We start from the raw sequence: 15,435 nt of genomic DNA on the forward strand, positions 1-15,435 counted from the left end.
GATGTCTTTAACGGTGTACTATCATCCAGATTCAACTTTAGGCAGTGATAAGGGGACGTTAATAGCATCAGAAGATGACCGCTATTTTAAGTACGAAAGTGACATGACCCACTGGCAGTTGATAAAAATTGCTGCCCAAATAGCTATAAAAATTATCTATACTTTGGGCGGGTATCTTTTTTGTTATAAATGTAACCGAGAGGCGCAGATTGATTTTGCTAATCTAAAGAAAAGAAAATTTATTCATTATTATAAAAAAAGTAGCTTAGAAATTAATGAAAAAAATCCTTTACTCCCGCAGCCTTTATTTGACCTTGCTCCAGTCCTCGAATTTAGAGAGTCTCCTTTAAGAAGCAAATCTTCTACTAGCGATATAGCGGATAATCAGGTTATTCCTTTAGAAAAAATTTATAAAAATTTAATAGACCAGGCAAAAGAGTATAGACATCTTCAGCAAGGGGTTGAGGAATTAATTAAACGTAAGCGAGCGTGTCTTTTAGATCATTTGTATGAAGAGAGCAAAGAGATAGCTATTGCCCTAGAAAAGTTTTTAAATTTATATACAGAGCAGCAGGATTGTTGCCAATTTATTCGACTTCTTTCCCCTTTCTTAGAAGATGCTCATTTAATGGCTGCTTTCCAAAGAGCTATTGAGAATGCTAAAAACACTTCACCTGAGCAAAGAACAATTTACCATGAAAAATTTGAGGAATTCCAACAATCTTACGCGTATCTTTCTTCTCCCGCAGAATGGTTAATTTCGATTTGTGGAAAAGCTGATTTATTTAATTTTGCTCAGGAAATGCTGGCTTTAGGGGAGTATTATTCTCCGCAGTTCCAAGCTTTATACAAGGCTAAAGAAAAAATTTATAGCGAATGTTTAGCCTCCATGCAGGAAGAAATAGCGGCTGATGAAGACCTAAAAAACAGCATCTGGCAAATGTATCAAGACTTTGCCTGCATTCAAGATGAGTTAGAGAGAAACCTAGCCGCAGACATGCAAGGGCCTACCTACGAAGTTTACTATACTCTCGGCATATTTCTAAAAGATATCTTGGTAGAAAAAGGGTATACAGAAGAGCTAGAGGCAGCCATCCATTCCAATGAGGTAGGATATACTTTCATTAGGTTGTTTTTCTTTACAAAAACTAAAGAAACCTTAGAGGCCTTAAAAAGGCTGTTAAAGGATAAGGATACAAGGAGAGCTGCTGAGAATGCTTGCCTGCATGAAATTGCTAAGCAAAAAGCTAAAAATCGTGAAGCTAAAAAGTTATTAAAGGCAGCTCCTACCCTCCACGCATTTAAGCGGTTATCATTTTATAGTAAGCAAGCAATTTTTAGAGATTCTATAGGCAAGCTTGTAGATATTGAACCTTTGATAAATGCAAAATTTTATGATTCAAAATTTTTTAGCTTTGTGAGACAGCTGAAGAGAAGCGAATTTTTTAAAAATCGTCAGCCTACCGTTTGTGATATTGATTTTTATCTAGATTTTAGCCCCTATTTTGATCAATTAGAAACTTATATTAGTGCTATTCATAAGATTGTATATAGTGAGGCCTAACACCCATTAAGGTAGAGTCAATAATTTTATTTATAAGCTATCCAACTTTTATTATTAATTTATAATGAAGGAAAGTATTTACTAACGGATGAATGCTACGCATGCGCTTAAAAGTTTTTTAAAAGAACAGAAAATTTTTGATAACGAAATTTCTAAACTTTTTCTTCAAACACATCCTAAAGCTCCCCTTTTAAATGAGGCTTATGATCAACTGGCAGAGCAAATTAGTAAAATAGCTAATTTTGAAGAAGTAGCCGAAGCCTTATTAACAGAAGAAAATCCTAACAAAATTGATCCTCAAAGTCTATTAAAAATATGGATAGCTCTGGCTGCTGGTCTACCTCAATTGGCACCTGCTTGGGGTGCAGAAATTTGTGAAGATTTATTATATGTTTTTCAAAGCTTGCTAGATAATTTAGCCCTTACCCCTTCAGAAATTACTTCTCGTCTTTTTCATTTAGAGGAGAATAAAATTTTTATACTTCCTTTAACTCATCAAACCGCGTGGGGGCAAAGTTTAGAAAATGTAGTTCTTTATCGCAAAAATGTAGGCAATACATTCGATATAGAACTTTTTACGGTAGAGAAAAATAGTAGAAAATTCTTCGGAGAATATGCTTTCGGCGATGAGAAAGCCTATCCCTTAAGATATTACGCCGCCGTTCCTAGCGATGATCTGTTAGGACCTAATTTTCAACAACCTCTAGCTATTCATGCAGACATCTTATGGAAAACTTCACAGGCCCTTGATGTTGCCGGGCATGCTTGCCTAATAGCTTTTGAGCCTTTGCGTGCCTATTTGATTGATCCCCAGTCTAAGAGTCGTCTAATCCAATTACAGCATGCCCATAAGCTAAAAGCAATGACAGCATTCATTCATCGATGGATAGAAGCTCACACGACGTCACCGTTCTCCTTAGAGCTCTATAAAGCCTTTATGGTGATAGCCCGTTTAGTTTTAGTCTTAGCGATTAGAAAATCTATTCTTTCTTGTAGGAGCGAAAATTTAAATGCTAGATTAGGGCTCCTTAATAAGGCTTTAATTACTTCGGCTCGCCATCTATTTAAGCGTAAAGATAGCATTTCTATAGCCCTATATGAATTGTATGAAGCTGCTGTCGGTACTTTAGAACAATTAAAGCAAGAATCCGAACAATGGCTGCGCGAGTTTATTCCTGCCGATGATAGATTTAAGTCCTGTAAGTTGGCAGTAAATCAATCTTTTCTTATTAAAAAAAGTACACAACAATGCTTACAGTATCTTAGTTCTATTAAATCTACATTGCATTCTCCTCTAACCCCTCCTGCGGTAAAGGAGTTAGATGTAAGTAGAGAGGGGCCTATAGCTAATGAAGGGGTCATTGATAAACTATCAAATATAAAAGATAAAATAAAATTTTTTGAATCTTATGATTATGAATGGGTGATACCTTATTTAACTTCAGAAGTGATGAATTTATCATTACCTCATCTTGAAAGTGATTGGATGAAATTATCCATTCAGGAATCTAGGAGGGCTTTACATCTATTATCTATTTTTTCAGAAAGACTTGCTAAGCATGCATTTCACCAACAGTGGCGTTTTTTATCTTCTCTGCAAAATAGTGGAGTGCGCTTATTAGCAATTGCTTATGCTCTATGTGAAAAGCTGGATAATCAAAATGTATTAAATCAATTTAAACCGGCTTTTAAGGGATATCTAGCTTTAACTACTAGTCCCTATTTTCAGTGCGAGTCCTATTCTTCCTGGAGTGATAGATTAGATACACTAAGTTTTATCAAAGGGTGGCATACCCCAGAGGTAAAGCCTGCTTTTTTATTCCATGAAAAAGGCAAGGAAAGTTTTGACGATACAGCCGACGGTCGTTTTGCTGAAGAAATTTTACAGGCTTATCCTACGATCAAAAATGAGATTAACCAGCATTATTACCATCTAAAAAGAAGGACACGCTTAGATAGCCTACAAGCCGTTACTCCAGGGCAATTATTATTAGCCGAATTAGTAAATGTAAAAATTCAAAGCCATTTGCCATATAAGCTAGACCTTGCCGATCCTTGGATTAACGCTTTGTCTAAACTTGTAAATATAGCTATGCATGTTCACCTTCTAAGCGATCAAAGATCTAGATATCATGTAGGCCATGAAAATATTGTCACTTTCCATAAAGGCTTAGGCTTTAGCCTGACCTATGCTAAGAATCATCAGCAGCGCTTTGATTTTTACTTGGAGGGTAGGGATAAAAAAATAAGACTAGATGTTAATCAAAGAAATTTACTTTCCAAAGAGAAGTGGAGAGAGAACCAAAATAAAACTTTAAAGCGTTTTGTAGGTGTAGAGGAAGAGATGAGCCATCTTAGCCTTACATTTGAAGAAGCTGCTGCTGAACCTACTTTAACGATTGTAGAACTACTAAGCAAATTAAAGTACCAAATTTCGAATTTCAAAATCGAGCGCTTTAGGTTTTTTTAGAAAGTTATCTTTTTAAAATTGTGATAAATAAAGAGGGGACAGAAATGTTTCCTTTACTAGAGGAATTTAAGCTCTACCCTCAAGTTTTAAATACTGTTCTTAAAGGTTTTTTAGACTCTACCGCCATTTTTGCTAAGAATTTAAATAAAGGTATTCTTAGCGAAGAGTGCAAATGTCTTTTAAATCTTACCATCCGTTTAGCTGATCTATCTTCATCTGTGGGTTGCAAAAGCGTTAGTTATACCTTAAAAATGTTCCATGCGCAGTGGATACTAGACTTAAAAGCATGTCTGCAGAAAACCAAAACGTTTGATCAGCAAGCTGCAGATATAAAAATCCTTTTACTTAAGCTGATAGGATTAGAGGAAAGAAAAAATTTGTCCTTGCAAGTTTGGAACGATTATTTAGATGAGGGCGCAGAACTCCATAAGCATTTAGAGCAGAAACGAATTTCTATGGATGCCATGACAGGGGCCTGGTGGTATAATATGCGTTACCGCCTGTGGCGCCACTATCATGAACTAAGCAAGACTCAGCCGGCCTTCATTCAAGAAATCCAAAAAAATAAGAATTTTGACTTTCTCAGCTTATCTTCGAGTAAAGGTCAATATTTACTTATTCCTGCCCCTATTCTTAAATCTGTAGACTTTAGGCGTTTATTTTCTAATCGTGTGCGGGTCTGGCAAGTAGATAAATCCCATCCTTATATTATTCTTTCAGATCCTTTGACCGGAACTTATCGGCTAAGCAGTGATAAAAGCTTCCCTCTTTCTTTACAACGCTTGATCGAAGGGCAATGGTATTTTTATCTGCCACCTCTTCAAGTGGCTAAATGCTTACATTTACCTACATCACTTTGTCAAGACAGTATTTGGTGGCTCAATTGTGAAAATTTATCCGCTAGAGGCTATTATCACTTTCAACCCGATAAGCTTTGGTTATTAAGAAATGACCAAGGGGCTGTTGTCTTTCAAGAGGGCCCGGAAAAAGGCATGAGGCTTGAACTGGTAGAAAATGAGGAAAAATCTTTATCCAATCTAGAGAAGTGTACGGGGGCGTTTGGCCAGCATTATTACACTTACGCTGCTCGTTATATTCATGGGATCCTCTTCGATTATCGAGATCGATTGATTTTTCCCCATATACGTATGCCGCACGGAGGAGGGCCTCTTGTTTTTGAACGTCAGGACACAGGCTTTTATGAAAAAGGAAGCCTTGATCGTCAATTAGGCGCTTGTTTTTATGCACCTTCAGTCTTTCACGTAGAAAATGGGATAAAACTTAAATCCACTCCTCTTAAAATCTACGGGATCGAAATAAAGAGAAAAAGGGGGGACCCTCTGCGAGAAGAAGAAGAAGAAACTTCTCTAATCTTACCCTTCCAACGCCATGTTGCAGATAGGCATTCCTCTATTGTCTATCCTATGGTAGAAAAAAGAGGAATAGAAGCTCCTTCTCAATTGCTTTCCATAGAAGGAATAGAAATTAAAGTAAACTTATATGGCTTTTGTCCTGAGACTCCCCAAGAAAATTTGTTTGCCGCCTATTTATCCCTTCTCGGTAAAGATTATTATCAAGCTTTTAAATTTTTGCATTCTATTAGACCGCACCATCGCTTAAATCAGCCGGAAAAGTTGATCCTAAAATGGCTTATTGATAGCCAAGCAGATGGGTGTGATCACTCGGCTACCGCAGCCGCAGTAAAATTAATCGCTTATAAGGTTTTAATTGATCAAGGAATCGATTTGAAAGGTCGATGGGATCCTCTTCATAGTCCTTTAACCTTTATTGATGAAATATACGAGCATTATTTAAGCCATCTCTCTTCAGTCCCCCCAGCGCTTAGATTAAGTTTAGAAATAGAGCTTTGGATAGCTGAGAACACAGAGCATTTAAAGATTTATTCATGCCAAGAGAAGAAAGCTTTATTAGAAAATCGTAAACAGGAGCTAAGAACAGGACAGAAAATAGTGATGACCGCAAAGCCAACCAAAATTTTGGAAAAGTCCCTGTTGGCTCGTTGGAAAAATCCTGGTCTAAGCGGTGGGAAAGAGCCTATAGATCTCACTTTAGAGCTTATAGAAGGAATAGAAAGACCCCTAGGAATGGCCTTATTACCGGGGCAACCTTATCCTGTAAAAGCTTTTGCCTATCATTATCTTAAGCTTTCCTCCCTCTATACTTCTCCATTAGAAAAGTGGGAATTAGTCTATACGTTAGAGACTCTAAAAATCCCCCCCTTTATCGAGCTTTCTCTTAAGGTAGCCTTGCAAAAAGAAGATCGAGCCCCTCTTTTGCCCTCTTTAAATTCTAAGAGATATACGGAAAATTCTTTGCAAGTGCAGGTGTGGTTTGAGCAACTGCTAGCTACTCTACCAACGTTTCAACTAGAATCCAATCTTATCCAACAGCAATCTAGACAGGAAGAAAAAAAAGAGGAAATAAAAAAGGGAAGAATCTTTCATGACTTAGATTTTACCTATAACATGAACCTGCTACTTGCAAATTGTAAAAGCATTTCTCCTTTTCAGATCATTCAAGCAATCAAAGAGGATTTTGCTAACTATACTGTTTATCCTTCTTTATCCGGTGAAGAACCGTGTCCTTTTAAAATAGAAGGTAACGAAGAAGATTTTTTTAAAAATGATTTAGATTTCTATCGAAAGGAATGGTACAAAGGGATCGAGCTTCAAAAAGGCGCTCAAGACTACTTACTTCCTACTTTCCCAGCAATTTTGCAGCTTGATAAAATTCTCACTACCTATGCTTATGAAAGCAATGATGTGGGGATGATCAACAACATTGTGCGAATTTTAAATCGAAGGCCTACGGAAATAAACGCTCTAATTTTCGCAAAATTAAAAGAGGTTAAAGAAGATAAAATTCAAATGGAGCTAGAAGATGGCCTTAAAACCATTTTTCTCCCTACATCCTCTCAAAAGCTAGCCTTTTTGCAACGACGCAATCCCTATTTTTTAGAAGAAGATCTAGTAGCTTTACAAACATGTATGCAGGAATATTTAGAATGGCAAATTAGCAATAAAATTATAGCAATGGTTAAAAGTCATCTACTCTCTATTATTCATACTCAAAGCCATCACCCTCTAACTTGGGAGGATGAGCCTGCTGTCCAGGAGGCATGGCAAGCAATTGGAGAGCTCTTAAATCCTTTCGAAAATTATTCCCCAGATAGCCAAAGCTATTTGGAAACCTTGCTTTTTGAGCATATTGCGGGTTTTCGTATGCGCAAAGATCAAGCTCAATTATTGCATCTTCTGATAGGAAAGATTTTTACAGAGAATCTAGGAGACTATTGCCCTGCAGTCGTTTTTCAAATGATGATGGGGGGAGGAAAAACAAGTGTGATCTTAGCAAAGCTTGCTAGGTTAGCCTCAAAAAACGCACGCGTGCCTCTTTTTTTAGCTCACCCTTCCCAATATCCTTCTCTTAAGTCCAATCTAATGAATACACAATTTAAACGGTTGCAGCAAGATGTGATAGATCTAGATTTTAATCGCGAAGATTTAGCTTCTCTTAAAATTCTTTACTACCTTAAAGCTCAACTCCAGCATGCCAAAGACAAAAATTATTTAATATTAATGAAAGCTAGTTTTTTGCTTATTCTTCGACAGGAATTAATCGATCAAATTAAAGCATTTAAAGAGCCAGACAACTGTGATCCTTTAACCTTAAAACGGGCTGTAGAGCTAGCTCATATCCTTTATTTTATAAAAACTCACTGTCTTTTTTTAGCCGATGAGGTAGATTCCCTATTAAACATCTTAGAAGAGATTAATTTTCCTGCTGGATTAGAAGTTGCTATTTCAAAAGACAGCCTAGAAGTCATTAAATACATCTATGTTGTTCTTTCAACCGATGCAAAAATTGCCCCTTTATTGAATCTTTTAGAAGACAATCAGGCCTGCGTGGCCAGGCAAACACTGCAGGAGCAGGTCTTTCCTAGGCTCGTAAAAGTGCTTATAAGTGAATATCCGCCTCTTTTTCCTTTAATTTCTCCCAAAAACTACGCCTCTTTCAAAGTATCCTTGCAAGATTACATTTTGGAGAAAATAGATACACGTCTGCTAAAAGGGATTAATGCTACCGATGATGTAGGATTTTTAGATAAGTTAGGAATTAGAGAAGAAAAGAAGCGCAAACAGGCTAAGCGCCATCTTAAATTTTTGAGAAGCCTAGAAGCTTTAAAAATGCAGCCACAACGTTCCATTCAACAGGCCTTAGGAACAGTTGCTTTAATAAAAGAATTATGTAATGAAATTTTGCCGCTCGCTCTTGCTAAAGGATTTAAACAAAGATATGGTTTTACAGAGGAGGGCAAAATTATTCCTTACTTAGGGGTAGATGCTCCTAACCATACGGAATTTGCTAATATTTATGTGGCCGCTTGTTGTTATTTTCAGGGAGCTATTAATGCGGGCGTGCATCCAGAGCGCCTAATGAAATACCGGGATCAAATGAGAGAAGCTTCCCTATACTATTCTGAAATCTACCATTGTTCACCAGAAGAATCTGCTGAAGCTCAGCATTTTAAAGCACTCATTGGATTAGCATTACATCAGGAATGGTCGCCAGAACATCTACAGGCAACCCTTCAAGAAATAAATGCAAGCCCGCAGCGATGTATAGATTTTTATGCCGAGTTTTCAGACCAATTCTTGCGCTATCATAGCTCTTTATTAAGTTGTGGGCCCGCTGCGCTTAGCCACATGGGAGCACAGTTTATTGGTTGCTCAGGAACATTAGGCAATAAAGATTCCTTTCCTAAAGAAATAGCAGACAGCTGTATTCTTGAGCAAGGGATCGAAGGGCGCATTTTAGTCAAGCTTACTCAGGATATCGCTAGCCAAAAAAGTTTTCTTTCAGAAATTGAGAAAGCAACCCCTCAGGAGATATTAAATGCTATTTTAATTAAACGGACGCCTGATGCTGCTAGCCGTCTTAGAGCCTTAATTGATGCGAGTGGGATGCTAAAACGCTATACTAATCAAGCAGTAGCCGAAGAGATTTTAAATTTTCAGCCTTTAAAAGAGGAAATAGACGGCGTAGTATTTTTATGCAAGAGGGGGACCCAGGAAAAATTTTTTCTCTTAAAAAGAGAACTTAAGGAACCTATCGCTCTAGCGATGACCCGTCGAGAAGAGTTTGAAAAGCAGGGAGTGCTTTTAGAACGGGTCTTTATCTATTTTGATGAGCTAAGAGCGATAGGCTCTGATATTCCTTTTAAAGCCAATGCTCTGGTGGCGATGACTTTTGATCCTTTATCCACCACCTTACGCACTATTGTACAAGGAACTTTACGTGCGCGCAATTTTTTTCATGCCCAAAACGTGGACATTATTTTCCACAAAATGGCGGGAGAAGTTTTAACTAAAAACGTTAAAAATTTGTCCAATCCTGCTCTTTCTGGAATAGAAAGGCTTTTTACGTGTGCCTTGCGTAATCAAAGTGAGGGAAAAAAAAGTCAATTATTGCAATCCGCTCTTCAGCAAGTGCGAGAAATTTATTGTGCAGCTGTCATTCAAAAAATGATGCAAGAATTAATGACTTCTACCCCACAGTTGGAAGGCCTTGAAATTTTCCAAGCGATGGAGTGGCTTTTTTACACCTCTTTTAAAGAAGACCCTGCTAATCTTTTTCTAGATTTAAAAGAAAGGGTGCCTGCCTATAAAGTTGTCCAAGAATATTTTAATGCTACCAATAGTCGTTTCCAACAAGTGGGTTTTCCTTATTTTGAGGCCATAGAATTACAAAAACTGGAAGAAAAAGCCGAAAAAATTGTCGAATGGGCCGAAAATACTTTAACGTGGTATGTTTTTAAAGGTTTTTCCTCTAATAGGGAGACACAAGTTTTTGTCCAAAAGCATAAGGAAATTCAGCTAGAAGTTAATGTGGAAATTCAAAAAGAATCTTTAAGGGAAGTGCAAAAGTATGCGGTTCGTGTAGATGCGCCAGCCGCTGAGTCATTTCCCTGGTTAAAATTGAAGGAAAACCCTGAGAACTGCTTAGATTACAAGTTTCCTCCTTTAACGACTTTCCGCAAATTGCTTAAACGTCTTCCTTATGAAGTTTCTTATTATCAAATTTTTCCCTCCGATCTTTTTTTGACAGAAAATTTGGCTCGCTCTCATGAGATAGACCTCCCAGTTTTTCATAAAGCTCAGAAAAAGGCAGCTCACCTTCTTTTAATTCAACAAGGCACTCACTTTTTTCCCCTATTTATTGATCTTAAAGAAGCGGCTTTTTGGCGGGAGCAAATCAAGCACTATCGGCTAAAGGATTGCTGGCTACTGAACTTAGAAGGACACTTATTAAACGAAGAAAGTATACTTCCCCAAGAATGCCTACCTATCACCAAACGAGCTCTTTGGTGGGGCCATTTTTTTAATGGAAATGCTTGTTACTTGCGTGCTTATCCACGCTTAGTAGAAGATGAGCTAAAGAAGGAAAATTATGAGCTAAAGTATCGTTTCTTAAGCATACAAGCAGCAAAAGATCCTATTCAAGCTCAGATACTTGCTGTAGATCCTATTTTAGCTCAAAAGCCTGCAGAGGCGCCCGTTTTTCATTTTAACAATAAAGTTGAGGAAACGGAGTGGTTGAATCAAGAAATTGCAAATTTAAGCCAAGAGGCGCTAAATCAAGTGCCCTGGCACTTTGCTCGTTTCTTCTCTAGTAAGCAAGTGGCGATGCTTGAACGTGCTGGCTTTTTTGATTATTTGCCTGCTGAAGAGTTTGAACATGTCACCTCTGAACAGGTAAAGCTAGTCCCTAATTATCGTTTGCGTCATCTGAGTTTGCCTGAGCAAATTGCCCAAGTGCCTGCAGAGAAAGTCTATTGGTTAAAAGGAGAGGCTCTAAATTACTTGCCTAAGGAGCATCTGGGACGTATTAATCCCGAGGAACTCGTAAGCTTAAGTAAAGATCGACAAAGATTTTATCAAATATTAAAAATTGATCTTTTAGGATTAGAAGGTTTTGCTAAAACCGTCCGTCCCTGTATGGCCCCAGCTCTTCTGCCAGAATGTATAAAACTGATCCCTGATGAGTGCCTAGCCAATCTAACTCAGTTAGAACAGTTGCAACAAGTTGCGCCTGTTAAATATTATCTCTTGAAGGCCTCGCAGTTTCATTTATTGCCTTCTAATTCTTGGCATTTGTTAAAAATTGAGGATTATAAAAAATATTTTTTGGAAGAAAAAATTTTCCCTGAGGCCCAAACATTTATTCAAGCTATGAATCCTACCTGGGTGAATGAAGTAGATCCTCGGTTAGCCTCTTATTTTTCTAATGAGCAAGTGTTACAAATTAATCAACCTTGCCCTTTGCCCTATTTAAAAATTGACCAACTAGAATTGCTGGATGCATCGTTGGCCTCCTATCTTGACTTATTCCAGATTGCTAAATTATCGGCCTCCCATCGTCATTTAATTCAAACTTTAATAGATGTAGAGCAAATTTGCCATCTGTCTAAAGAGGGCCTGGCAGAACTTTCAGTCGAGCAAGTAAAAAAAATTTCTTGTCGCGAGACATTATTGCGTCTAAATATAAAATTTTATCCCTATCTTTTAGCCAAGCAAATTGCTTTATTACAGCCTGAACATGTTTTAGATCAAGAAATTATTAATGCATTAGATGAAACCCAAGTACAGGGAGTGGCTCCTTTGCAGCTTATACTTTTCCTTCCTTATCTAAATCTTGAGGCTTTAAGAAGTGTAAGTCCTTTAGTAATAGGAGAGGCTCAAGGAATGACGGTAGAGACTTTTAAGAAGCTTACCTCTCTTCAAATACAAAGTTTTTTAAGCAGGAAAACCTTGCGACCTAAAGATTTGCTCAAGGCTTTAAAAAATTTGCTTCCTTCTCAATGGGGGGGAGATGGAGGAAATTTTTATCAAAACTTTCTTTTCGAATCAACCAAGAAAAGTCATTAAATATGTGCCCAAGCAAAAAGTGCGATTCTTATCTAAAGAAGCCTTATTAATCTGGTATGATGCTGATAAAAAAATTAATAAACAACGCGATACTGTGATAGGGGTTCTGGCCATTTTATTTTATCCTCTAGTCATCCTAAGCGCTGTAATGTTTGTCTTATTTGCTACCCCTAAGCGCTCTGTTGCAAGACAATCTTTTTGTCAAATGGCTCTTTCACCCTTACGTATTCTCTCCCCAGAAAGTTATTATCGCTTCATTAGCTCCTCCAAGTAAAGCTCCTCTTCAAAAAGCTAATTTACTATTTAAGTTTTTTAATAAAGCCCTTTACATGTTATATAAAAATTTTTTCTAACAAGCGATGGTTTGTAAAAATGCAGGAATATCTAAAAAACTTTTTTGAATTTTATAGCCGGGGAGACCTAGTAGCTGCTGTAAGCCAGATTATCTACTCTCCGGAGCCTACCTATGATACCCTTCAGCCTGCTAACGAATGGGTAAAGCAGGTAATCAATTTTGTAGATGCAGCAGTTTTCGGTAAAAGTCTAGAAGCTAGATATCAATTAATGCTTATAGATAATCTGAGGCAAAGTCATCCTCTCCTGTATGAGAAAGTTATTAATGATTTAAAAGTAGAAGAAAGTTTCTTATTGTTTCTTCTCTCTTTTGCTTGCCAGGAAAAAGAACCTTCTGGTCTTGGAAAAAATGCTCCTCCTTTCCTTGAAAAAATTTTTCAAGCTGAACAAGGAAGGATACCTTTATCCCCTGAAGCTATCAAAGAAATTTTAGTTTTAGTCCCCAGCAATTTTAAAACCCTATTTGAATTTCATCTACGTATGGCCGCAGGATGGCAACACCTCCTCCAACGTAAATCTTCTTATCTTTTAAGTCTTAATTGCCAATATGGGGAGGCTCATCCTTGGTATCCTTTACAATATTCTTTATTTCCTCCCTCTTTGGAAGAGCTGCTTTTAGATAGAATTCCTGTGATTTTTTTTGAGCCATTAAAGGAAGATTTAACAAATTTTTTGGAAAAGTTTGAGGAATGCCCAGCGATTTTTGCTTTTACTTCCCTTGCTATTTTTTTTCAAATGCTGCAGTTTCCAGCTTTTGTGCAAGCGGTAGGGGAAGCTCATCATCTTATTTATATTCTAGAGTTTTACCCTCATGCACAAATAAACTCTCAAAATTTTAAAGATTTCTTAGGTAAAGAATTTTACCCCATTTTTTTTATTCCTACTTCTCATTTGCGTGTGTATGCTCCCGCGCTGATGCAGGCTTTACAAGCTTGTTTTTCCCAACCTTATCCAGAATTTAAAGTGGATACCCCCATAGGCAATGGGCTATACGAAATTGCCAAACGCCTGTTGTTCTCTATTCAACAAGACCGTTTAGGCTTTAGTCGCCTGCCTGCTTTATATATGCGAGAGGGACAGCTTAAGTGGTATGATACCCACAAGGGCTTGCCTTCTTCTAGCCAATTCCTGGGCCCAGAAGCCCCCGATAAGATGCAGGTTTTGCTCTCCGATCTAGCTAAAAAAAGAACTGTAAGAGCTCGCCAAACGAAAGATAAAATAAAAGTAGCGCATATTGTTCCTCAAATTGCCTGTGGAGGCCATGCTCCCACGCGCTTATTACAGAATTTAGTGCTTCATCATAATTCTTTAAATATTGAACCCATGGTAATAAGTACAGAAATATTAACTGAAAATCTTTTAGAATATCCCTACAATTTTTATACCTCTTCATCTTCTTTGCAAAGAGGGGAGCCGCTAATCTACCAATTCCAAACATTAGGGATTTCTACTCTTATCCATGAGAAGCCGACGACTTATTTACATAGAGCTCACCATTTAAGTTCTTTACTTAAAGAGGCTAAAATAGATGTAGCAGTTTTCCATGGTCCCGATACGGTTAATACACTGGCGGCGCAGATGGTAGATGTACCGTTAAGGGTTTTATTAGAGCATGGTAGCCAGTCCACTTATCCCGGCTTTGACCTAGCTATTGTTAGTACAGATACAGCCGTAGAAGTCTACCAAGACTTGTACAAAAAAATTCGTACGCAAGTTGTTGCGTTGCCTTTTGCTTTGGATGTCCGAAAAAACTGGCTTCCTCAGCCTTATGAAAAAAAATCTTTAGGGTTACCTGAGGATAGCCTGGTGATGACTACTATATCCACTAAATTAGATACACGGTTGACAAATGAGCTATGTTATGCCATCGCTGAAATTCTTCAAAAAGTCCCTCAGGCTGTCTATGCCCCTATAGGAGCTATTAGCAATTTGGAAAGAATAAGAAAAATATTTAGAGAATATGGGGTAGATAATCGTTTCTATTATCTAGGGCCCCTGGCTAATCCCAGTCAATATGCACGCTCTATGCATCTATATTTAAATGAGTTTCCTTTTGGAAGTTGTTTGGCTATTTTAGATGCAATGGCTTCGGGTTGTCCTGTAGTCACTATGTTTGATATAAATGGTCCTCAGCAAGCTCGCTATGGGGGGATTTTTATGGGAATCGATCGGGCTGTAACTACGGGAAAGAAAGAGGAATATATTCAGCTTGCTTGCCATTTGCTAACCAATCCAGCCATGCATAAAGAGTGGTCTCATCATGCAAAAAAGCAATATGAGCAATTTGCTGATGTTAAAAGATATGTAAAGTCATTTGAAGAAATTATTTTTAAAGCCTACGGAGAATTTTAATCTTTAGGCACATCTGCCATTTGGCAAGAGGATCATTTGCTTGGATGAATAAAAGTTTAAACGGAAGTTCCATTTTTTTATAAGGTTAAAGTGAGTAATGGTTTATTATTAAACTATTAGGTTTTTTTTATTAAAAATTGTAGTCCCCAAAAAATTACTTAGACTGGTTTTCAGCAAATTCCAGAACCACGCCACCAAAATAAACAAATGCTTAAGGCTTTAAAGATAGAGTTACCAAAAGTTTTGCCAAAGAATCATGCGCATGTAGTCACTAGGAAAAAATGCCGGCAATAAATATAAGCTGTTAACAATCAATAAATTGTTTACTATTGATGGTTTCTAGAAAAATTGGAACTTTCGTTATAATGGCAGGAAGTTTCTCTCTTTTTCTGCAGAGTATTATGGCTGGGAGAGAACAACCTTTCTTGATAGGAAGAAGCTAGACGTATTGTATTCCATCATTCGATAGACGGATTAAAACATTGCACCAAAAAGAGCCGTTTTTCTCAAATATGGCAAAGAATCAATTTCATTCTTTTAACCAAACCAAAATTGCCGCGTCACTTAATCCCCAAAACCTGTGGCTGCTCCTGAATGTTTGGAAAGCCCCCCTTTTCCTTAAATCTATCTGAAAAAAGCGAGGTAGATTATCTGTGAATTGTTTTTCATGGATAAGGATTCGAATTCATTTGACTTACTTTTTTAATTTTTTTACATTGTCTTTAAAAAATGAAAATGCTGAAAAC

Annotated in this window: 5 protein-coding genes; all 5 read left to right on the plus strand. The window is 37.4% G+C overall.

What is annotated here, in order from left to right; translation table 11 throughout:
• Position 1: 1 nt before the first annotated feature.
• The gene (locus tag DB42_RS04150; protein WP_044881871.1) at positions 2–1,564 is read left to right on the plus strand and encodes a hypothetical protein; all 1,563 of its coding nucleotides are present in this window, start codon (positions 2–4) and stop codon (positions 1,562–1,564) included.
• Between the two features lie 88 nt (positions 1,565–1,652).
• On the plus strand, positions 1,653–4,034 hold the full coding sequence (locus DB42_RS04155; protein ID WP_044881872.1) for a hypothetical protein: 2,382 nt from the start codon (positions 1,653–1,655) through the stop codon (positions 4,032–4,034).
• Between the two features lie 44 nt (positions 4,035–4,078).
• The gene (locus tag DB42_RS04160) at positions 4,079–11,983 is read left to right on the plus strand and encodes a DUF3638 domain-containing protein (protein ID WP_044881873.1); all 7,905 of its coding nucleotides are present in this window, start codon (positions 4,079–4,081) and stop codon (positions 11,981–11,983) included.
• Between the two features lie 19 nt (positions 11,984–12,002).
• Complete coding sequence (locus tag DB42_RS04165; protein WP_155117420.1) at positions 12,003–12,257, plus strand: hypothetical protein; 255 nt, start codon at positions 12,003–12,005, stop codon at positions 12,255–12,257.
• 98 nt (positions 12,258–12,355) lie between these two features.
• Positions 12,356–14,689 (plus strand): glycosyltransferase, encoded by a 2,334-nt coding sequence (locus DB42_RS04170; protein ID WP_044881875.1) that lies wholly within the window; start codon positions 12,356–12,358, stop codon positions 14,687–14,689.
• The last annotated feature ends 746 nt before the right edge of the window (positions 14,690–15,435 follow it).

The sequence above is a fragment of the Neochlamydia sp. EPS4 genome, assembly GCF_000813665.1.
Taxonomy (GTDB): Bacteria; Chlamydiota; Chlamydiia; order Chlamydiales; family Parachlamydiaceae; genus Neochlamydia.